Raw genomic sequence first — 20,428 nt, forward strand, 5'->3', positions numbered from 1 at the left:
ACCGGTTTTCGGACAAGATCATGCTCAAACAAAAAGAGGAGAAGAACATGGCTGAACACGTGGAAATCGTCGAAATGGCAGCGCGTGACGGCCTGCAAAATGAGAAGCGTTTTGTTCCGACAGCCGACAAGATTGCGCTGATTGATCGCCTGTCCGCTTGTGGCTATTCCCGTATCGAAGCAACCAGTTTTGTCAGCCCCAGATGGGTGCCTCAATTGGCCGATGCGCAAGAGGTGATGCGCGGTATCCACCGTGCCGGCAGCGTCCGCTATTCGGTTCTGGTGCCGAATATGAAGGGCTATGCGCTTGCGGTGAGCGCCAATGTTGATGAAATTGCCGTCTTCATCTCTGCCTCCGAGGGCTTTTCCAAAGCCAATATCAATTGCACGATTGCAGAGAGCATCGAGCGGCTGGCACCAGTGATTGGTGCAGCGATCAATGATGGTCTGGCCATTCGCGGTTATGTCAGCTGCGTTGTCGAATGTCCTTATGATGGGCCAACTGCGCCGCAGGCGGTTGCAGAAGTCACCGAGCAACTCTTTTCGCTTGGCTGCCACGAGGTGAGCCTTGGTGACACAATCGGGCGCGGCACGCCTGAAACAGTGAGCGCCATGCTTGATGCCGTGTTGAATATCGCGCCTGCGCACAGTCTTGCCGGTCACTATCACGACACCAATGGCCGTGCGCTTGATAATATCCGGGCCAGTCTGGAAAAGGGGCTTCGGGTGTTTGATGCATCGGTGGGCGGACTGGGGGGATGTCCGTTTGCACCGGGTGCCAAGGGCAATGTCGATACGCTGGCAGTCGCGGACATGCTGCATCGGCTTGGCTTTGAAACCGGCCTTGATATTGAAAAGCTGAGATCGGCAGCGTTGTTTGCGCAAGCGCTCACGCAGGATAAGGCTGCATGAGCGCGTTCGAAACCTTGCAAATTGCGCTTGATGAGCGCGGTGTCGCGACACTGACGCTCAATCGCCCCGAGCAGCACAATGCGCTTTCCGGTCTTATGATCGATGAGCTTTTCAACGCGACGCTGCAACTGGCAGATAACGACGCGGTGCGTCTCGTTATTCTGACCGGCAGCGGCAAAAGCTTTTGCGCAGGTGGCGATCTTGGCTGGATGCAGGAGCAGGTGAAAGCGAACCGCTCTCAACGAATAGAAGCGGCGCGCAAACTGGCGCTGATGCTCAAAGCCTTGCGCGATCTCCCCAAGCCTCTGATCGGGCGGATCAATGGACAGGCTTTTGGCGGTGGTGTCGGGCTTATCAGCGTTTGCGATGCAGCGATCGGTGTCTGTGATGCGCGGTTCGGGTTGACGGAAACCAAGCTTGGCTTGATCCCGGCAACCATCAGCCCCTATGTGGTTGCGCGGATCGGACAGGCCCATGCACTGAGAACGTTTACCTCGGCACGATTGTTTGATGCAAAGGAAGCAAAGCACATTGGATTGCTGCATCACGTGGTCGAAGCAGAGCAACTTGATGCTGCAATAGAGCGGGAAATCAAACCCTATTATTCGACTGCACCCAATGCGGTCGCAGCGTCCAAACGACTGGTGCACGCGCTCAGTGCACCGATCGACGAAGCGGTGATCGAAATGACACTCACCCGTCTCGCCGACACATGGGAAACGCCAGAGGCTGCGGAAGGAATCGCGGCCTTTTTTGCAAAGCAAACACCACCATGGAAGAGAGGAGGATAAGCATTTTTTGGGAGGCAGTTTTCGTTGTAGTTGCGGGTACTTGGCCCCTTGCAATCGGAAGCTGGAAATGCATTCTTATTACATCATGAAAGCGTGCTGCCGTTCTGGAGCATGTTTCCGAAAGCGCAGATGCAATTTCGGATAATATTATGGCTCTGGCGCCCCAAAAGGGTGATGGTGCGGCGTGTTTTTGGATTGACCCTTTAAGATCGTATGATTGAAATAAAAGGGAGGGCCCGGCAAAGCTGCAGCGCATATGCGCTACGATTTGACCGGCATGGGTTGTCTGGGGCCATCGGGAAAAACGGGGCCTCACCAAAGGAGAAAAAGAATGAACCTCAAGCTTCTTTCCAGCGTAGCCTTTGCCGCTACTCTCGGTTTTGCCAGCGCTGCTTATGCAGATATTACGATTGGCGTTGTCGCACCACTCACAGGTCCGGTTGCCGCCTATGGCGACCAGGTCAAGAAGGGTGCGGAAACCGCTGTTGAAGTCATCAACAAGAATGGTGGTATCAAAGGCGAAAAGATCGTTCTGAAGTTTGCCGACGATGCCGGTGAGCCAAAACAGGGCGTTTCTGCGGCAAACCAGCTTGTTGGTGATGGCATCAAGTTCGTCGTCGGCCCGGTCACGACCGGCGTCGCGATCCCTGTTTCCGACGTTTTTGCGGAAAACGGCGTTCTTATGGTTACGCCAACTGCAACCGGTCCTGATCTGACGTCGCGCGGCTTGGAAAACGTGTTCCGCACCTGCGGTCGCGATGATCAGCAGGCCGATGTCATGGCCGCCTACTTCCTGAAAAACTTCAAGGACAAGAAGGTCGCCATCGTTCACGACAAGGGCGCATATGGTAAGGGTCTCGCAGATTCCTTCAAGGCTGCAATCAACAAGGATGGCATCACCGAAGTTCAATACGATTCCGTCACCCCCGGCGATAAAGATTTCAGTGCTCTGGTATCCAAGCTGAAAGCCGCTGGTACGGAAATCGTTTATTTCGGCGGTTATCATGGTGAAGGCGGCCTTCTGGCCCGTCAGATGCATGATGCAGGTTTGAATGCCCTGATTCTTGGCGGTGAAGGTCTGTCCAACACCGAGTTCTGGGCGATTGGTCAGAAGAATGCTGAAGGCACACTCTTCACCAATGCTGTTGATGCAACGAAGAATCCAGCTTCCAAGGAAGCCGTTGATGCACTGACAGCCAAGAACATTCCGGTTGAAGCATTCACCATGAACGCTTTTGCCGCTGTTCAGGTGCTTGCAGACGGTATTGAACGCGCTGGTACGACGGAAGATACCGCAGCTGTTGCCGCAGCACTTCGCGATGGCAAGCCAATCGAAACGGTTATTGGTAAGCTGACCTATGGCGAAACGGGTGATCTTTCATCGCCAAGTTTTGACGTTTTCAAATGGGAAGACGGCAAGATCGTTGGTCTTGATTGATCAGCCATTTGCAATTGACGAAAACGCCGGGGATCAAACCCCGGCGTTTTTGTTTTGCGAATAACAGTTGAGGCTTTTTATGAGCTGGGAAAACCAAGCTCTGCTTCGATGGCTTCAAAAGTGTCATCCATGGCACGGGTCGGGCTGAACGGAAGTGCGAAGTGACCGTAGGCGATCGACATCTGTCCTTCGGCTTTGCGCTCGCCGCCTTTGGCAACCGCAGCAATGTAAAGGGCGGCGGCAAGCCCGGTTCTGTCCGATCCTGCTTTGCAATGAAGAAGCACTGGCTTTTCCGCTTGCTGCATCAAAGCAATGAGCGCGCGTGTTTGCTCTTTGCTGAGTTGTTTGCGCGATGACATCGCATAATCTGCGTGTTGAATTCCAAGCGCTGTAGACGCTGCAACTTCGTCATCATACCATTTCGAACCCGGCTCTGCGCCACGCAGATTGATAATCGTTTTGATGCCATAAAGCGTCTTCAGCTGTGCAATACGCGATGGATCAGGCTGATTGGAGCGATAGGCTTGCCCTGCGATGATGGTGTGGACATTGCCTTTATACTGAATTGTTACCAAATAGCCACCAAGAAAACTCCCGCCAATCAACACGCTCAGAACAAGTATCCTGACAAAACCAAGCGAAAAAAGCGCATGTTTTTTGAGGGAGTGCATAATTGTTCCTTAGTAGAGGTTTCTAATGTGATATAAATTTACTTTTTTTACTTGAATTCCCTCTCTTATATAGTACGATTGCGACATAATGTTGAAAAGTGTAATTTTATATTTCGTTGCGTAGTGTTTTCCAAGATTGACACGACTGAGCTTGCCGGAAGAGTGAGAGCGTCCTCCCGGACTGCAATTTCATCTCGAACGGCTGATAATGGTAAGCTTCGGTTAACCATAGTGGTTTAGTTTATTTGTATCAAAATGGGGCATTTAGCGGAGCAGGTTTGATGCAGCGCTATAGATTTGACGACAAAAAAGTTTTGATCGAAGCCATAGTCGAACTTCTTAACAGAGGTGTCGAGCCGGATGAACTTGATCTGGTACTCAGCCGGATTGGTCCGGTGGATCTCGATCTGATGCGGCAGTGTTTGATTGAGGTCTGGAACTATAATCATCCGGAACCTGTACAAACACCGATGGCAGCTTGATCAAAGCGCATCCCGAAAAGGGAGAATGCGTCTTCGGACAGAACACGCGTGAGCGCGCGTTGGGTTTTCGCGTGTTGTGATCGCAAGGAGCTCTGGCAAAGGTTAACACGTGGCCTATGGGCGACCAACGGGCCTATATGCTGGGCATTGCGCTTTCAGGTTATTCTTTTTGGGCTTTTGATGGATTTCTGAAGACTGTCACAATCCTGAAATGCAACAATGCTAAATCTAAATTCGTATCGGGAATTCATTCGGTGATGCGACCACGGATGTAATGGCGCAAACCGAATGAAAGCGGAAGGTCGGGTTCATCCCGGCCTTTTTCGTTTTGCAGCCCGAAGGAAACGCTTCACAGCTGCCGGATCTGGAACTAGTCTTGCGCAGCGTTTCGTGAGGAGGCAATCAATGATACGCCATATCGTTCTTATTCGGTTCAGATCGGATGTCGAACCCGCGCAGATAAAAGCCGCTCTTGATCAGGTGGTCGCTTTGCGGGGCAAAATCGACGGCATCGTTGCGATTACAGCGGGCAAAAATAACAGTCCCGAAGCGCTCGAAAAGGGATTTAAGCACGGCTTTGTTGTCGATTTTACCGATGCAGCGGCGCGCGATGCCTATCTTCCTCATCCTGATCACGTGGTCGTTGGCGGAAAGCTTGTCGAACTGGCTGAAAATGGTCTCGATGGTATTCTTGTGTTTGACTATCATTGTTAAAACAGAAGTCCTCCGACCCCCATTTTTCCCAGATCGTCTGAATCAAGCCTCACACCCGCCATCAAGCGATCCAGTATCCAGTCGAGGCTGTTTTCGCGCGCACTGCGTGCGGATCCGGGCGCGACAATAATATATTTCTCCCCAAGCTTTGCCAGAACCAGAAGATTGCCCGGATCAACCGGCATACCAATACGCAAAATCTCGCCACCCGAAGCGAGAATTGCGCGCGCGACAATGTCCGCTTCATCTGCGATGGAAGAGGCGCTGACTATGAGGATGAGATCGCACGCATGCCGGAGTTCACTGATTGCCCGCATGAGCGCATCTTGCGCATGAACCACGCGGTGTTCAGCCCCCACTGATCCGTGATTATGCTCAATGCGCATGGAAATGAGCTTGCGTGTTTTGTCGAGGACTGAATCGCGTATGGACGGCAATTGAGACTGGATAATCCCGACCGTCATGGCCTGGAACGGCCTCACATCCAGAATATTTTGCGGGGCTGCTGGCCAGCGCAGGTTTTCAATCAGCTTTGCTGGTATCGCAAAGGGAATGATTTTAACGCTCGCAACCATCTGGCCACGCTGAACGCGGCAGTCATTGCGCAATGTTGCAACGGAAATACGCGGATCAAGCAGGTTTATGGTGTCGATGGCAGTTGCTTGCGCGTGAAACAGACCGTCATGACGGGCAAACAGATTGATACGCCCTGTAACGGGCTTTCCCGCTTCTATATTCTCTGAAATGAGCAAATTTCCGACGGCAAGCGCTGCTTCATCTTCCCTGATGTCGTCGTCTTCGAGGCGTGCTGCAAAGACATGCGTGATGCCTTGTTTTTGCAAAATATCGAGATGGTCGCGGGTTAAAACGGTGCCTTTACGAAAGCTGTGTGCACCTGACGTGATTGCATAGGCAAGCATTGCCCCTTCAGTTTGTTCAATCGGCCAGTTCCCAAATATCATGTGTTTTCCGTCAAAGCATTTCCAGCAAAAGTGCGCAGCGGTTTTGCGTAGGATAATGCGTAGCGCAAAAGATCATTTCCAGCAAAAGTGCGCAGCGGTTTTGCGTGGGATAATGCGTGAGTAAAAGATCATTTCCAGCAAAAGTGCGCAGCGGTTTTGCGTGGGATAATGCGTGAGTAAAAGATCATTTCCAGCAAAACTGCGCAGCGTGCAGGCCGTAAAGTGCGACCAGAGGATCCTTTGTGATCCCGCTATGATGCTTTGGCTCCAGTGTAAAACAAAAAGAATGCGCGCTCTGGCGATGATAATGGTCGGGGATACTTCCAGATCATGGGCCTGCAAGTTGAATTGGTATCATTAAAAGCGATTCGCGAATCGATTTGCGTTGAGTGAATGGCAAAATTTATGGAGTTATTTTAAAACTTGTGTTATTGACAATATTGTCAGCTGTTAAATGTTGTTATGATTAAGTTGCATTATATAAAATAATCTACATTAGTATTGTTTAATCTTCATGAATTCTTTTGTGTGGTATCTTTGTTTAAGGTTCAGTTACGGTCAGTTTAACGCTGGGTATCGTCTTGAATTTTTTGATTTTAACTTGTAGAGAGCCGCCGACGGGAATTGGGTTTGTCCAGTTTGATTCCGGATGGGTCGATTATGACTCACAAAGCATATGCAGCCGCGACATTTCGATCCAGTACATTTTCAGTCTGGCGCGTGACAAACAGCTTTATTCGTTATAACGGTACCTTTGAAATTTTCAGAACTTACCGAAATCTAGGAAATGACGAATGCACCAGAGCTGAAGTTCTGTGTGCAGGATGGAAAGACAAATGAAACACGGCACCCCCCGGACGATCATTTCGTTCGCCGTCTTGGCCCTCACGGCGTTCCTCGCCGGCTGCGAGAACCAGGTTCTGCTCTCTCCGAAAGGAGAGATCGGTTTGGCGGAACGCGATCTCATCTATTTTGCGACTGGCCTTATGCTGCTGGTCGTGCTTCCGGTCATTGGCATGACGCTCTATTTCGCCTGGAAGTACCGCTCCACCAACGAAAAGGCAGAATATCTGCCGGACTGGCATCATTCCAACAAGATTGAAGCGGCTGTCTGGCTTATTCCTGTCGTTATTATCGTTTTGCTTGGCACTGTGACATGGATATCAACGCATAAGCTTGACCCTTACCGTCCGCTTGTCTCAGACGTGAAGCCGGTCAATGTTGAAGTTGTCGCGCTGGACTGGAAATGGCTGTTCATTTACCCGGATCTGGGTGTTGCATCGGTCAATGAAATGGCGATGCCGGTTGATGTTCCTGTGAACTTCAAGCTGACATCCAGCAGCATTATGAATTCCTTCTTTATTCCGCAGCTTGGCAGCCAGGTTTACACCATGCCGAGCATGCAGACGCAGCTGCACCTGATTGCAAATCATGAGGGCGTGTTTGACGGCATTTCCGCTAATTATAGCGGTCAGGGCTTTGCCCAGATGCGCTTTAAGGCGCACTCGCTTGATCAGGCCGGTTTTGACAAGTGGGTTGCCGATGCCAAGGCGTCCGGTCAGGAACTGACGCGTGAGCGTTATGCTTCGCTGGTTCAGCCAAGCGAGAAGGCTCCGGTTCAGTTCTTTGCCTATAATGACAAAGCGCTGTTTCATAATATTGTGAACCGCTGCTGGGATGGCAAATCGGTTTGTCTTGATGATCTGATGCATCAGGAACAGATGGTGCGTGAAGCCCGTGCAGATCTGCGCAAGTCTTCGCCCGTCGATTTCAGCCAGTGGGCAAATGACATTCTTTGTCTGACTCAGCCGCAGCGTATGACGCAGCTTGAAAACTGATTTGCCGATGTAGCCGGCCCCGGGCATTTCATCCGGGGCTTGAGCTGCTGATCGCACTCCAATCGAAGTAAGAATAGAAATGTTCGGAAAACTTACGCTCGAAGCGATTCCCTATCACGAGCCTATCATCATGGTCACACTGACCGCGATAGCTGGTGGGGCGCTCGCTATTCTCGCAGCCATTACCTACTATAAGAAGTGGGGCGTTCTGTGGAGCGACTGGCTGACCTCTGTCGATCACAAACGTATCGGCATTATGTACATTATTCTGGCTTTCGTGATGCTGTTCCGCGGCTTCTCGGACGCTGTTATGATGCGCGCGCAGCAGGCAATCGCCTCCGGCGCCAATGAAGGCTTCCTGCCGCCGCACCACTATGATCAGATCTTCACCGCGCATGGCGTGATCATGATCTTCTTCGTCGCGATGCCTTTCATTGTTGGCCTGATGAACTTTGCCGTACCGCTTCAGATCGGTGCGCGCGACGTGGCTTTCCCATACCTCAACTCGTTGAGCTTCTGGCTCACGGTTGCCGGTGCCATCCTGGTTAACATTTCGCTTGGTATCGGCGAATTCGCAAAGACCGGCTGGCTGGCTTATCCGCCGCTTTCAGGTCTTGAGTTCAGCCCGGATGTCGGGGTGGATTATTATATCTGGGCCTTGCAGATTTCCGGTATGGGGACGCTGCTTTCGGGCGTGAACCTCATCACCACCATCATCAAGATGCGTGCGCCGGGCATGGGTATGATGCAGGTTCCGGTTTTCACCTGGACCGCACTGTGCTCCAACGTTCTGATTGTGGCTGCGTTCCCGATCCTGACTGTGACGCTGGCACTGCTGTCGCTTGACCGTTATCTGGATTTCCACTTCTTCACCAATGATGCTGGTGGCAATCCGATGATGTATGTGAATCTGATTTGGATCTGGGGTCACCCGGAAGTCTATATTCTGGTTCTGCCGTGCTTCGGCGTTTTCTCCGAAATCATTGCCACGTTCTCCGGCAAGCGCCTGTTTGGCTATGCGTCGATGGTTTATGCGACCGTTGCCATTACCATTCTGTCGTTCCTCGTCTGGGTGCATCACTTCTTCACCATGGGTGGCGGTGCAAGCGTCAATGCCTTCTTCGGCGTTGCGACCATGATCATCTCGATCCCGACAGGTGCAAAAGTCTTCAACTGGCTTTTCACCATGTATAAGGGGCGTCTGCGCATCGAAACGCCGGTCATGTGGACGCTCGGTTTCATGTGTACCTTTGTTGTTGGTGGTATGACGGGCGTTCTGCTTGCTGTTCCGCCTGCAGATTTCGTGCTGCACAACTCCGTGTTCCTGATCGCCCACTTCCATAACGTGATTATCTCGGGCGTTCTGTTTGGCTGCTTTGCCGGTCTCATCTACTGGTGGCCAAAGGCGTTTGGCTTCAAGCTGCATGAAGGTCTCGGCAAGAAGGCGTTCTGGTGCTGGCTGGTTGGCTTCATCATGGCCTTTATGCCGCTCTACGTGCTCGGCCTGATGGGCATGACACGCCGTCTGAACCATACGGAAAACCCAGCCTGGCATATCTATCTGATCATTGCAGCAATTGGCGTTGCGATTATTCTTTGCGGTATTGTCTTCCAGGTTCTCCAGATCATGATCTCCATTCGTGATCGTGAAAAGCTGCGCGTCGTCAATGGCGATTCATGGGGCAACGGACGTACGCTCGAATGGTCGATTTCGTCACCTCCACCATTCTACAACTTTGCTGAAGTTGCGCATGTGCGTGATCACGACAGCTGGTGGGATATGAAGCAGAACGGTTATGTGCGCCGCACTGAAAACTTCGCCCGCATTCATATGCCGAAAAACACAGGCACGGGCTTCATCATTGGTATGCTCTGCATTCCTCTGGGCTTTGCGCTGGTGTGGCACATCTGGTGGCTCGCAATTGCTGCAGCTGTTGGTGTTCTGGCTGTCGCCATTGCCCACTCTTTCAACAATGACAGGGACTATTATGTCTCGGCCGATGAAGTACAGCGCGTCGAAGACGCCTATACGCGGCAACTGAATGCTCAGGAGGTCTGATCCATGAGCGCTACCGTTCATACAGCTGCACCATTTACGGGCGGCAACGAGCATCCGGCTCACGAAGATCATCATGATGCAGGGTCGACCACACTGGTCGGCTTCTGGATCTACCTGATGAGTGACTGCGTTCTCTTCTCGGGCCTTTTTGCAACCTACGCCGTTCTGGCGCATCAGTTCGCGGGTGGCCCGACTGGCCGTGAACTGTTCGATCTGCAGTTTGTTCTGACAGAAACGATGATCCTGCTGGCGTCTTCGCTGACTTATGGTCTGGCGACGCTCTCCATGTTCAGGAACAATCGTGCAGGCGTGCTCTTCTGGCTGGGCGTGACTTTTCTGCTCGGCTTCGCGTTTCTTGCGATGGAAATCTATGAATTCCATCACCTGATCGTTGAAGGTGCAGGTCCAAGCCGCAGCGCATTCCTTTCGGCCTTCTTTGCGCTGGTTGGAACCCATGGTCTGCATATTACCTCGGGCCTCATCTGGATTCTGGTGCTTTCCGCCCAGCTTCTGCGGGATGGCCTGACTGAAAAGAACCGGACGCGCGTGATGTGCTTGAGCCTCTTCTGGCACTTCCTGGACATCATCTGGATTGGCGTCTTTACCCTTGTCTATCTGCTGGGTGTATTGTGATGAGCTCTGGACACGAAACACACGATCAAGCCGCGCATGGCAGCCTGAAGTCGTACCTGATTGGTCTGACACTGGCGATCATCCTCACCATCGTTCCGTTTATGCTGGCAATGAATGGCTACTTCACGCCGGCAACGACCGCAGCGATTGTTATCGGAATGGCCGCCGTTCAGATCGTGGTGCATCTGGTTTACTTCCTGCACCTTGATCCGAAGTCGGAAAATGGCTGGAACATTCTGGCGCTCATTTTCACGGCCATCATTCTGGCGATTGTGCTGGCTGGCTCCATCTGGGTCATGCATCACCTCGATACCAATATGATGCCGATGTATATGACGCCGGGCGATGTGCGTAATCTGCCGTAAGTGAATTTCAGGAGGCTGGCTCGTGCTGGCCTTCTGTTTCCTCATAACCAGGTCTGACGGCCCGGTTTTGCGGCTTTTTTCCTCCCTCTCCCCCTTAAAAAGCCGCATGGCGCCCCGGTCTTTGCCGGGGCGCTTTTCGTTTGTTTGAGGCAGTTCCCGAAAAGGGGAAGCTGGCTTTCGCAACAGCATGGATGCGAAGGTGAAGACAGAGCATTTCCAGCAAAAGTGCGCAGCGGTTTTGCGGGGGACAATGCGTGAGCAAAAGAGCATTTCCAGCAAAAGTGCGCAGCGGTTTTGCGGGGGACAATGCGTGAGCAAAAGAGCATTTCCAGCAAAAGTGCGCAGCGGTTTTGCGCGGGATAATGCGTGACGGAAAACAGACAGGACGTTTCTAACGGATAGCCTTAAAAGGAAATGGGCGCGATGTGCCCTTTAAAGCAAATAATGAATGTATAAAATTTTAGTAAACTTATTATTATGCTGTAATATTCATCGTTCTTTGCATTCAAATAGACGTTATAGTTTGCTAAATATTGGTCACTATTGCTTTTGTCCATAATTTGGGCTATATGATACACAATGGTTTTCTTTGTATTGCATTTCTACAGTTGCATATTTGGAGAATTATCGATGTTTCTATTTAAGAAACGACTTAATAAAAAGCTCGTTCGCGCATTCATTTTTTCGTCTGTACTCTTTGTTCCTGCCGTGGCTTTTGCTGTGCCTGCGACCGTGACTGCGACTGTAAATGTCCGCAGTGGGCCGGGCGTCAATTACGGGCGGCTGGCCGCATTACCGGTTGGGCTCCGGGTGGATGCGGGCCCATGTCGTGGGCGCTGGTGTCAGGTAAACAGCGGTGGTTATCGTGGCTGGGTTTCAGCGCGTTTCATAAGCTTTGGCGGCTATGTGAGGGGGCCAGTCTATCCGAACCGGGCCTATCTTAACCCTGTCGATCCTTATAGCGCCTATCCATCGGGATATTATCCTTCCGGTTCAAGCACCACTGTCATCATTGGCGGTGGCGGCTGGGGACCGGGTTACGGCTGGGATCGCGGTTGGACCTCGGGATGGCCTCCCTATTGGGGATGGCGCGGAGGTCACGGCGCATATCCGGGTTGGCGTCATGGCTGGGGACCGAGATACGATCCTTATGCCGGCTCTCACCGGGGATGGAATCCTGCCTGGGGTGTTGGTCCTGCCAGAGGTCCGCACTGGTCAGGGCGAACTGCCCCTTACCGGATTGGGACAGGTGTTCGCCCTCAATTCGGCAATATGCGCCCATATCACTCCGGGCGCTGAACCGGCATAAATGATTTCATATCAGGTCATTTTCCTCCTCCCCTGACCATGACCTGAGACGCGGCCTGCCGGATTCCCTCCCTCCGGCGGGCCGCATTCATTTTATAATGTTAAAACGCGCCATTAACTCTCCATTGACTCAATCTATTCACAATAGGGGATAAATGACTTCGGGCTTTGCAAGGAGGTTTGTGATTCTCGTCTGAGCCCGAAATGTCATACCGCATCTGGGTTGAAGCTTGGTCTTCCCACCACTCTATGCTAATCCCTGAATCGTCCTGGGATTGTGGGGGAGGACGAAGCGCTACCGAGGCGGTCGTCAAGGAGCGCGCATCCCGAAAAGTGTAAAACAGTTTTCGGATAATATGCGCATGAAACGAATGTTTAGAGTGTTGATCTGATACAATCAGATTGAAATACGCTCTGGAACCCGGACAGTAACGTGTATGACTAGGCGTAACAGGACGATACAGGGAAGAAGTCTCATTGTACTCGCATTGGCGGTGCAATTTGCTTCAATGACCGTTTCGCCCGCTTTGGCATTCGAAATCTTTGGTATACGCCTCTGGGGTAAGGACAAGAGCGTCGACCCTGATATTATTGATCCCAAAAGCTATTCGGTTGAGGTCAACGCTGTTGGTAATCGCAAGAATGCCGATGGCAGCGATGCTGATCTTAAATCCGTTATAGAAGGGGCCTCCGGCCTTGTTTCCGACGAACAGACGCCTGCATCGGGTTCTGCGGGCCTTCTGGCGAAAGCACGGGGCGATTATCGCCGTATTCTGGCAGCACTCTATGGTGAAGGTCGTTACGGCGGCACGATTTCCATCAAGGTTGATGGCCGTGAAGCCAATGATATTCCAGTCGATACCGATATTCCAAACAATGCGAAGATCGATATTTCGGTTGATCCGGGTCCGCAGTTTTTGTTCTCGCGCACGGCCATATCCAATATCGCACCGCCGCCTGCAGACAAAAGGGAACAGGTGGAATCGGTCGAAAAGGCCGGTTTTGCTCCTGGTCAGGTCGCCCGTTCAGGCACCATCCTGAAAGCCGAGCGGCTGGCGGTCGAGGCATGGCGTCAGCAGGGCTATGCCAAAGCCAGGATCACCAAAGAAGACATTGTTGCCGATCATGATGGCAATAGGGTTGCTGCCGATATCGGGCTTGATCCGGGCAGAAAGGCTTATTACGGCCCCGTCAGCGTGGTTGGTACTGCGCGCATGGACCCGCAATTTGTCGCCTGGATGACCGGATTGAAGCCGGGTGAGCAATACAGCCCCAAAGACATCGAAGATGCAAAAAAGCGCCTTGGTCGCATGGAAGTCTTCCGCTCGATGAATTTTGAAGAAGCCGAAAAGATTGGGCCGGATGGCAGCCTGCCAATGACGCTCAATGTTCAGGAGCGCAAGCCACGTCGCTTTGGTTTTGGTGCCGAGTTTTCCACGCTCGACGGCTTTGGTGTCACCGGTTACTGGATGCACCGCAACCTGTTCGGACGCGGCGAGCGCTTGCGTTTCGATGCCAAGGTCAGTGGTGTCGGCGGTTCACAGGACAATTCCTTCGATCCGTCCAATTACACCTATACGCTTGGAACGAGCTTCGCAAAGCCCGGCGTTTACACGCCTGATACGGATTTCGTTGCCGCCCTTGATGCCAAGCGTGAAGTGCTTGATGCCTATACGGAAACGTCGATCAATGCGAAGACCGGCTTCACGCAGATTTTCAGTGATGAGCTTTCCGGCGCACTTTATGCCAAGGCAAGCCATGGGCGCTTCGATGACGATTATTTCGGAAAACGCGAATTTACGACAGGTGGTCTTGAAGGCAATCTTCTTTACGATGGCCGGAACAACAAGCCCGATCCAAGCTCGGGTGTTTATCTGGAAGGCAACATTCAGCCGTTCTATGAGTTCCAGCGTGGCAATTTTGCGACCCGCTTCACGGCGGAAGGACGCGCTTATTACGGCTTTGGTGCCACAGACCGCGTTATTCTCGCTGGCCGCGTGAAACTTGGCTCTGTCGTTGGCGCCGGTATTGCGGATATCCCACCCAATCAGTTGTTCCTTGCAGGTGGTGGCGGCTCAGTTCGTGGCTATTCCTATCGCAGTATCGGTGTTCAAACAGCGACGGGCGACACGATTGGCGGGCGCTCGCTGGTTGAGGCATCGGGTGAAGTGCGTACGCGTGTCACCGATTCAATTGGTGTCGTGGGCTTTGTCGATGCAGGCTATGTCGGCGAACAGTCCTATCCGGATTTTTCAGAACAAATGCGCATAGGCACGGGCCTTGGCCTGCGTTACCTGACAGGGCTTGGGCCGATCCGTCTCGATGTCGCTCTTCCGCTTAACCGCCGCTCGGGCGATCCGAGCTATGCATTTTATGTGGGCATAGGACAGGCGTTTTGACCAGATTTCTAGCACTCTTGGCCTTCATTCTTTTCGCCATTCCAGCGCTCGCACAGCAGCCGCAGCAGGAAGAGGAGAAGTCTTATTTCATTTCTTTTGTGGAGAGCAAACTTTCCGCGCCCAACCGTCGTATCCAGTTTTCGGGTCTGAGCGGACTTTTGTCGTCTGAGGCAAGTGTCGGGCAGATCACGATTGCTGACCGCGAAGGCGTTTGGCTGCGCATTGAAAATGCAAAGCTCAACTGGAGCCGCACGGCGCTTTTTACCGGCCGTTTGAGCATTCAGTCGCTGGTGGCTGAACGCATTGATTTCATTCGCAAGCCGTTGCCGGACAACAGTCTTCCATCGCCGGAATCATCGACTTTCAGCCTGCCGGAACTGCCGCTGTCGATCAATATTGATAGTCTTGATGTCGCTCATCTGTATTTTGGCCAGGAGATTTTTGGGCTGCAATCGGAAGTGTCGCTGAATGGAAGTCTGTCGCTGGCGGATGGCTCGCTGAATTCCACGTTCGATATCAAGCGTTTGGATGGTCCGGGTGGCAATTTTGCCTTGCGCGCAGCCTATGCCAATGCCGATCAGAAACTTGATCTTGATCTGAAAGTGAGCGAGCCTTCCAATGGTATCGTTGCCAATCTGCTCAATATTGAGGGATATCCGCCTGTCGATCTGACGCTGACGGGCAATGGTACGCTTGATGATCTCAAGATTGATCTGGCCCTTGATACCAATGGCAGCCGCACGCTGACGGGTGGCTTTACACTGGTGCGCCGCGCTGATGGACGTGTCTTTGCCACACAGATCAATGGCCCGATTTCTGTTCTTGTCCCGCCTGCTTTCCGTGATTTCTTTGGTGCCGATACGGCATTGACTGCAAATGGGCTTCTGAAAGATGGCGGCGGGTTCCGTCTTGATGATCTTGCACTCAATACGGCTGCGATGAAGATCAAGGCTTCTGCTGAATCCGACACGAGCGGCTTTTTGAACAAGCTGCGTGTGGATGCAGATATTCGCGATGACAGCAAAGGTGAAGTTTTGCTGCCGGTCAAAGGTGCGCAAACCACGATCAACAATGCGACGCTGCAAATCGCCTACGGTGATCGTCCGACCAATGATTGGACGGGTAAGCTTGCGGTTTCCGGCTTTAAAAATGCCTCTGTTTCGGCTTCCAGCATCGCCCTTGATATGGGGGGGGTGGCTGAAAATCTGAATGATGCAACGAACCGCCATATCACATTTAACGTTGATGGCGGTGTAAGCGGCATCAACGCGCCCGATCGGAAAATCGCCGAAGCTTTGGGTGATAAAATTGATGTCCTGATCAATGGTGGCTGGCGTTCCGGTTCCCCGGTACAACTTGAAAAGGCTGGTATTGAGGGCAATGGCCTGAGCCTTGAGCTAAACGGCAACATCGATGATTTCATCTTCAACGGCGATATTCTTGCAAAAATTGCAAGCCTCGCTCCTTATGCGGAACTGGCCGGGCGCGATCTTGCGGGCAGCATCGATGTGAAGGCCTCCGGTAAGGTTAGCCCCATCAGTGGTGCTTTTGATCTCAATCTCGATGGCACGGCGCAAAATATGCGCACCGGTACGCAAGCTGTCGATAATATTCTTGATGGCGAAGTCCGCATGAGCGGCGGAATTGCCCGCAGTGCGGCAGGCTTTGCTGCACGCGATTTCCGCATTGGAAATGCGCTGAGCGAAATCACCGCCAACGGCTCTTTTGCATCTGATAAGGCAGATTTCGATTTCGGTGTCATGCTGTCCGATATGAAGCTTCTGTCTGACAAAGCCTCAGGCCGCATGACGATCAAAGGCAGCGCGCGCGGCGATGACAAACTGATCGCTCTGGCGCTGCGCGCCGACGCACCACAGGGAACACTTGCTGATCGCAAGCTCGCCGATGGCGCGCTCGATTTCAATGCGTTGCTGGATGGCAATGCCACAACAGGCGCATCGCTTTCAGGCAAGCTTGCAGGCAGTGCACTTCTCAATGGCCAGAAGATCGATCTTGGCACGCTCATCGATATCGTCAATGACGAGAAGCGCCTGACCAATCTCGTGTTCAATGCAGGCGGCACACATGTTTCCGGTGACGTGACGCAGAATGCCAAAGGTTTGCTTGCGGGCCAACTCATGGTTGATGCGCCTGATATTTCAACCGCAGCTGCACTTTTCCTTGCTGATGCGACGGGTTCCGCCAATGCCGACATCACGCTTGATGCCAATGGTGAACGCCAGAATGCAACTGTCAACGCCAAGGCCAATGGTCTGAAAATCAACGGAAATCATATCGCATCTGCAGATATTGCCGCAAGCGCGCAGGATCTGTTCGGCGTGCCGGTTGTCGATGGAACGGCCAGCGCACGCGATATTCTGGTTGGCACTTTTGGAATCGACAGTTTTGATGCCAAGGCCAATGCAACAGGGACAAAGACCGATTTTACCGCGAGCACCAAGCTCAAGATTGGCACTTTGGCCAATGCATCCGGTTCGCTTGAGCCAAAAGATGGCGGTTTTGAACTGGGGCTTGCTTCAGCTGACGTGAAACAGGGTTCGCTTTCAGCCGTGCTTGCTGCACCCGCAACCATTGCCATGAAAGGCAGCGATATTTCTTTCGGCGATATCATCGTCAATACCGGCGATGGACAGGTCAAGGTGAATGGTGCGATTGGAGAAAGCCTTGATCTTTCGGTTGCACTGAAAAATTTGCCGCTGGCGCTGGCCAATACTTTCAAACCCGAACTTGGTCTTGGCGGTATCGTTAACGGTACGGCGCGCGTTACCGGTACGCGCGAGAATCCGAATGCCACTTTTGATATTTCTGCGCGTGGTGTGAGCGCAGCGCAGCTTAAAGATCAGGGTATTGCGCCGCTTGATGCGGATGCAAAGGGCAGTTCTGACAGCAATCGTTTGAATGTCGATGCGCATGTAAGCGGCGGCGGCGGTATTGATGTCACCGCTAAGGGCGGCGTCCCGCTTGGCAAAGGCGAGCTTGCAGTTGATGTCAACCTGACCAATCTTCCTTTGGCAGCACTCAACGGCGCGGTAAAAGGACAGGACCTTGCAGGCAATGTCACCGGCACGGCACGGGTCACAGGACCGATGACCAATCCGGCAGCCCAGTTTAATCTGCGTGGTACAGGCCTGGCTGCAAAGCCGTTGCGTGACAACGGACTTGCGCCGTTAAGCTTGCAGGCTGCGGGTAATTACGCGGCCATGGCGGTTGATATTTCTTCTTTGAACGTGGATGGTCCGCAGGGTCTCAACATCACAGCCAAAGGCAAGGTGCCGTTTTCGGGGCAGGGGCTTGGCGTGGATGTTTCGGGCAATGTTCCGCTGGCGCTCGCCAACCGTTTCCTTGCTGATCGCGGTTCGCAGGTGAGTGGTACACTTTCGCTGACAGCCAATGTTTCAGGTGGCTTTGACAGACCGCAACTGCGCGGTATGTTCTCGACATCGGGTGCGCAGTTTATCGATCCAGAAACCAATGTCCGATTGAACGCCATCAATGTGATGGGGGCGATGGAGGGTGAGACAATCACGCTCCGTCAGGTCAATGCGACCTTTGGCAGTGGAGGTAAGATTTCCGCAAGCGGTACGATTTCGACAAATGCGAGCGCAAATTTCCCGGCCAATATCGACATCAAGCTTGATCGTGCGCGGTATGCTGACGGCAAGCTCGTCGTTGCCACTGTGAGTGGTGGCATTTCGATCACCGGGCCATTGATGCGTGATCCACTGATTGCTGGCCGTATCGATGTTGAACGTGCAGAAATAACTGTGCCAGAAAATCTGGGCGGTGGCGCGGCCTATGTCCCTGTACGCCATATCAACACACCGGCAAATGTTCTTAAAACGCTGGAGCGTGCCAAGGTTGAGACACGTCGTGGCAGCGTGCCGACACCAACGTCCCGTCCGACGGTTCCGCGTCTTGATGTGCTTGTCAACGCACCCAACCAGATATTTGTCCGGGGCCGGGGTTTGGATACGGAACTTGGCGGTCGCGTTCGTTTGACCGGTCCAGTGACAAACATCCAGCCTGTTGGCTCGTTTGATCTTATTCGTGGCCGCATCGGAATTCTCGGCCAGCGCATTACCTTTGATGAAGGTCATGTCACGCTGGTCGGTGATCTTAATCCTCAGCTCAATTTCGTTGCCCGCAGTGAAGGGGATGACATTACGGCAATTGTGACGGTGACGGGTACGGTTGATAATCTGAACATCGCATTCTCCTCCTCGCCGGAATTGCCGCAGGATGAAGTGCTGGCGCATCTGATATTCAAGCGTTCGATTGGTGAGTTGTCAGCCTTCCAGATCGCCCAGCTTGCGGCTGCGGCTGCCGAGCTTGCGGGTGGTTCGAATAATTCGCTCATGAGCAAGCTGCGTCAGGGCACGGGGCTTGATGACATTGATGTTGTGACCGATAGCAAGGGGCAGACTGCGGTCCGTGCAGGTCGTTATATTCGCGATAATATTTATCTGGGTGTCGAAGCGGGTTCTGCTGGCACGACCAAAGGAACGGTTAATCTGGACATCTCCCGCAATCTCAAGGTCAAGGGTGCTTTGGGATCGGAGGGTGACTCGAGCGCCGGTATTTTCTACGAAAAAGATTATTGATCGAAAATGCGATCAAAGGCCGGGCATATCCCCCGGCCTTTTTTCTACCCACTGTTGCGCCCCCGGTTTTTCTTAACGTTTGCGCGAGGTGTTTAACGCTTCCTCAACCATAAAGACGCAAATTGTTCCCAGCGTAAGAAGGTATTTTGCCGTATTTTGAGTTGGGCGAATTGTATGTCGAAACTGACTGAAAGATTAAGCCGCCGTCATTTTCTGATGGGCACTGGTGCTGCGATGCTGGGCGGTGTTGCAGGCTGTTCGCAAAGCATGGATATGTCTGCATTCCAGATGAATGTCGATCCAATGTCGACGGGTGGCATCACGCCGATGCGTCCGCAGATCAGCATTGATAAGAATATTACCACGCCGGATGTGATGTATGCTTCGGTGCAGGAAGGGCCTTATGCGCTTCCGGCAATTCCCTATCAGAAAGTACCGAAAGAGTTCCGCCGGCAGATCGTACCCGATCCGACAGGCGAAGCGCCGGGAACGATCGTTGTCGTTACCAAAGATCACTTTCTTTACTATGTCTTGCCCGGTGGCGAAGCGCTGCGATATGGCGTTGGCATCGGCAAGGCAGGCTTTGAATGGCAGGGCCGCGCCAATGTTCAGTATAAGAAGCAATGGCCGCGCTGGACGCCGCCGCCTGAAATGATTCAGCGCCGACCGGACCTTGAGAAATACCGTAATGGTCAGGAGCCGGGTCCACAAAACCCGCTTGGGGCGCGTGCGCTTTATATCTTCCAGAATGGTCGTGATACGGGTTACCGCATCCATGGCTCGCCGGAATGGTGGTCTATTGGCCAGTCTATGTCCTCAGGCTGCATCCGCCTGATGAACCAGGACATTATTGATCTTTATAACCGTGTTCAGGGAAAAGCGCCGATCATCGTGAGCTGATCGCAATAGGTTTGAAGCAAAAAACAGAGCGCGTGCATATCAACAATACACGCGCTCTCATGTTCGACCGGACGGACTGGAGGCGTTTCGCCCGGTTGATTGGTCTTCTGTTTACTCGTAATGAACAGGCTTAGACGCACTGTCGGCAAAGGCGACAAGGCGGGAAAGTTCAAGCTTCATGCTATCCACCGATGCATGGCGTTTTGCAGGCGCAGTGATATCCTGTGCCATCTGTGTCGATACCGCTGGCACCGCAAAGGCTGCTGTGGTGAGCGCAATGGCTGCAACAAAGCCGAGGCGTCGTTCGGTTCTGGCTTGCATGTTGGGTCTCCTCG

Annotated in this window: 16 protein-coding genes; 13 read left to right on the forward strand and 3 right to left on the reverse strand. The window is 52.7% G+C overall.

The annotated features are described in order from the left end of the window. Positions 1–47 precede the first annotated feature (47 nt). From ABE530_RS00495 to ABE530_RS00505, 3 genes are all read left to right on the forward strand, one after another. Entirely contained in the window at positions 48–911 is an 864-nt protein-coding gene (locus ABE530_RS00495; RefSeq protein ID WP_499693269.1) for a hydroxymethylglutaryl-CoA lyase, read from the forward strand. Beyond that, complete coding sequence (locus ABE530_RS00500; protein ID WP_499693270.1) at positions 908–1,702, forward strand: crotonase/enoyl-CoA hydratase family protein; 795 nt, start codon at positions 908–910, stop codon at positions 1,700–1,702. The genes ABE530_RS00495 and ABE530_RS00500 overlap by 4 nt, the downstream gene beginning before the upstream one ends. Positions 1,703–2,033: 331 nt before the next feature. Further along, positions 2,034–3,140, forward strand: coding sequence for a branched-chain amino acid ABC transporter substrate-binding protein (locus ABE530_RS00505; protein WP_265982626.1), 1,107 nt, complete (start codon positions 2,034–2,036; stop codon positions 3,138–3,140). 77 nt (positions 3,141–3,217) lie between these two features. Here the strand turns inward: ABE530_RS00505 and ABE530_RS00510 are convergent, their stop codons facing one another. Continuing rightward, positions 3,218–3,811, reverse strand: coding sequence for a tyrosine-protein phosphatase (locus ABE530_RS00510; RefSeq protein ID WP_499693271.1), 594 nt, complete (start codon positions 3,809–3,811; stop codon positions 3,218–3,220). Positions 3,812–4,092: 281 nt separating this feature from the next. Between ABE530_RS00510 and ABE530_RS00515 the strand changes: the two genes are divergently transcribed. Together ABE530_RS00515 and ABE530_RS00520 are read left to right on the forward strand one after the other, a co-directional pair. Then, on the forward strand, positions 4,093–4,293 hold the full coding sequence (locus tag ABE530_RS00515) for a hypothetical protein (protein ID WP_265982628.1): 201 nt from the start codon (positions 4,093–4,095) through the stop codon (positions 4,291–4,293). A gap of 405 nt (positions 4,294–4,698) precedes the next feature. Then, entirely contained in the window at positions 4,699–5,007 is a 309-nt protein-coding gene (locus ABE530_RS00520) for a Dabb family protein (RefSeq protein WP_265982629.1), read from the forward strand. Here ABE530_RS00520 and ABE530_RS00525 read toward each other — a convergent pair. Beyond that, positions 5,004–5,969, reverse strand: a complete 966-nt coding sequence (locus tag ABE530_RS00525; protein ID WP_265982630.1) for a molybdopterin-binding protein — start codon at positions 5,967–5,969, stop codon at positions 5,004–5,006. The two genes, ABE530_RS00520 and ABE530_RS00525, sit on opposite strands and share 4 nt — an antisense overlap. 836 nt (positions 5,970–6,805) lie before the next feature. Between ABE530_RS00525 and cyoA the strand changes: the two genes are divergently transcribed. From cyoA to ABE530_RS00565, 8 genes are all read left to right on the forward strand, one after another. Beyond that, the gene (cyoA, locus tag ABE530_RS00530) at positions 6,806–7,807 is read left to right on the forward strand and encodes a ubiquinol oxidase subunit II (protein ID WP_265982631.1); all 1,002 of its coding nucleotides are present in this window, start codon (positions 6,806–6,808) and stop codon (positions 7,805–7,807) included. 79 nt (positions 7,808–7,886) lie between these two features. After that, a complete protein-coding gene (gene cyoB / locus ABE530_RS00535) occupies positions 7,887–9,866 on the forward strand; it encodes a cytochrome o ubiquinol oxidase subunit I (protein ID WP_499693272.1) in 1,980 nt (659 codons plus the stop codon). 3 nt (positions 9,867–9,869) lie between these two features. Further along, positions 9,870–10,499 (forward strand): cytochrome o ubiquinol oxidase subunit III, encoded by a 630-nt coding sequence (cyoC, locus tag ABE530_RS00540; RefSeq protein WP_265982633.1) that lies wholly within the window; start codon positions 9,870–9,872, stop codon positions 10,497–10,499. Then, positions 10,499–10,864, forward strand: coding sequence for a cytochrome o ubiquinol oxidase subunit IV (gene cyoD / locus ABE530_RS00545; RefSeq protein ID WP_265982634.1), 366 nt, complete (start codon positions 10,499–10,501; stop codon positions 10,862–10,864). Before cyoC ends, cyoD begins: the two co-directional genes overlap by 1 nt. Before the next feature lie 630 nt (positions 10,865–11,494). Continuing rightward, positions 11,495–12,163 carry an SH3 domain-containing protein gene (locus tag ABE530_RS00550; protein WP_265982635.1) on the forward strand — a complete coding sequence of 223 codons (669 nt, stop codon included), beginning with the start codon at positions 11,495–11,497 and terminating at the stop codon, positions 12,161–12,163. 446 nt (positions 12,164–12,609) lie between these two features. Further along, positions 12,610–14,571 carry an autotransporter assembly complex protein TamA gene (locus tag ABE530_RS00555; protein ID WP_265982636.1) on the forward strand — a complete coding sequence of 654 codons (1,962 nt, stop codon included), beginning with the start codon at positions 12,610–12,612 and terminating at the stop codon, positions 14,569–14,571. Further along, positions 14,568–19,193 carry a translocation/assembly module TamB domain-containing protein gene (locus ABE530_RS00560; protein ID WP_499693273.1) on the forward strand — a complete coding sequence of 1,542 codons (4,626 nt, stop codon included), beginning with the start codon at positions 14,568–14,570 and terminating at the stop codon, positions 19,191–19,193. Before ABE530_RS00555 ends, ABE530_RS00560 begins: the two co-directional genes overlap by 4 nt. Positions 19,194–19,367: 174 nt before the next feature. After that, positions 19,368–20,093, forward strand: a complete 726-nt coding sequence (locus ABE530_RS00565) for a L,D-transpeptidase (RefSeq protein WP_265982638.1) — start codon at positions 19,368–19,370, stop codon at positions 20,091–20,093. A 111-nt stretch (positions 20,094–20,204) separates the two neighbouring features. Here the strand turns inward: ABE530_RS00565 and ABE530_RS00570 are convergent, their stop codons facing one another. After that, complete coding sequence (locus ABE530_RS00570) at positions 20,205–20,414, reverse strand: hypothetical protein (protein ID WP_499693274.1); 210 nt, start codon at positions 20,412–20,414, stop codon at positions 20,205–20,207. Positions 20,415–20,428: the final 14 nt, after the last annotated feature.

This window comes from Brucella sp. TWI559 (genome assembly GCF_039674265.1).
GTDB lineage: Bacteria > Pseudomonadota > Alphaproteobacteria > Rhizobiales > Rhizobiaceae > Brucella > Brucella chromiisoli.

What these genes read in the sequence shown, in the direction of transcription:
- ABE530_RS00495 (WP_499693269.1), top strand. Translation starts at nt 48, where the DNA reads ATGGCTGAACACGTGGAAATCGTCGAAATGGCAGCGCGTGACGGCCTG.
- ABE530_RS00500 (WP_499693270.1), top strand. Translation starts at nt 908, where the DNA reads ATGAGCGCGTTCGAAACCTTGCAAATTGCGCTTGATGAGCGCGGTGTC.
- ABE530_RS00505 (WP_265982626.1), top strand. Translation starts at nt 2,034, where the DNA reads ATGAACCTCAAGCTTCTTTCCAGCGTAGCCTTTGCCGCTACTCTCGGT.
- ABE530_RS00510 (WP_499693271.1), bottom strand. Translation starts at nt 3,811, where the DNA reads ATGCACTCCCTCAAAAAACATGCGCTTTTTTCGCTTGGTTTTGTCAGG.
- ABE530_RS00515 (WP_265982628.1), top strand. Translation starts at nt 4,093, where the DNA reads ATGCAGCGCTATAGATTTGACGACAAAAAAGTTTTGATCGAAGCCATA.
- ABE530_RS00520 (WP_265982629.1), top strand. Translation starts at nt 4,699, where the DNA reads ATGATACGCCATATCGTTCTTATTCGGTTCAGATCGGATGTCGAACCC.
- ABE530_RS00525 (WP_265982630.1), bottom strand. Translation starts at nt 5,969, where the DNA reads ATGATATTTGGGAACTGGCCGATTGAACAAACTGAAGGGGCAATGCTT.
- cyoA (WP_265982631.1), top strand. Translation starts at nt 6,806, where the DNA reads ATGAAACACGGCACCCCCCGGACGATCATTTCGTTCGCCGTCTTGGCC.
- cyoB (WP_499693272.1), top strand. Translation starts at nt 7,887, where the DNA reads ATGTTCGGAAAACTTACGCTCGAAGCGATTCCCTATCACGAGCCTATC.
- cyoC (WP_265982633.1), top strand. Translation starts at nt 9,870, where the DNA reads ATGAGCGCTACCGTTCATACAGCTGCACCATTTACGGGCGGCAACGAG.
- cyoD (WP_265982634.1), top strand. Translation starts at nt 10,499, where the DNA reads ATGAGCTCTGGACACGAAACACACGATCAAGCCGCGCATGGCAGCCTG.
- ABE530_RS00550 (WP_265982635.1), top strand. Translation starts at nt 11,495, where the DNA reads ATGTTTCTATTTAAGAAACGACTTAATAAAAAGCTCGTTCGCGCATTC.
- ABE530_RS00555 (WP_265982636.1), top strand. Translation starts at nt 12,610, where the DNA reads ATGACTAGGCGTAACAGGACGATACAGGGAAGAAGTCTCATTGTACTC.
- ABE530_RS00565 (WP_265982638.1), top strand. Translation starts at nt 19,368, where the DNA reads ATGTCGAAACTGACTGAAAGATTAAGCCGCCGTCATTTTCTGATGGGC.
- ABE530_RS00570 (WP_499693274.1), bottom strand. Translation starts at nt 20,414, where the DNA reads ATGCAAGCCAGAACCGAACGACGCCTCGGCTTTGTTGCAGCCATTGCG.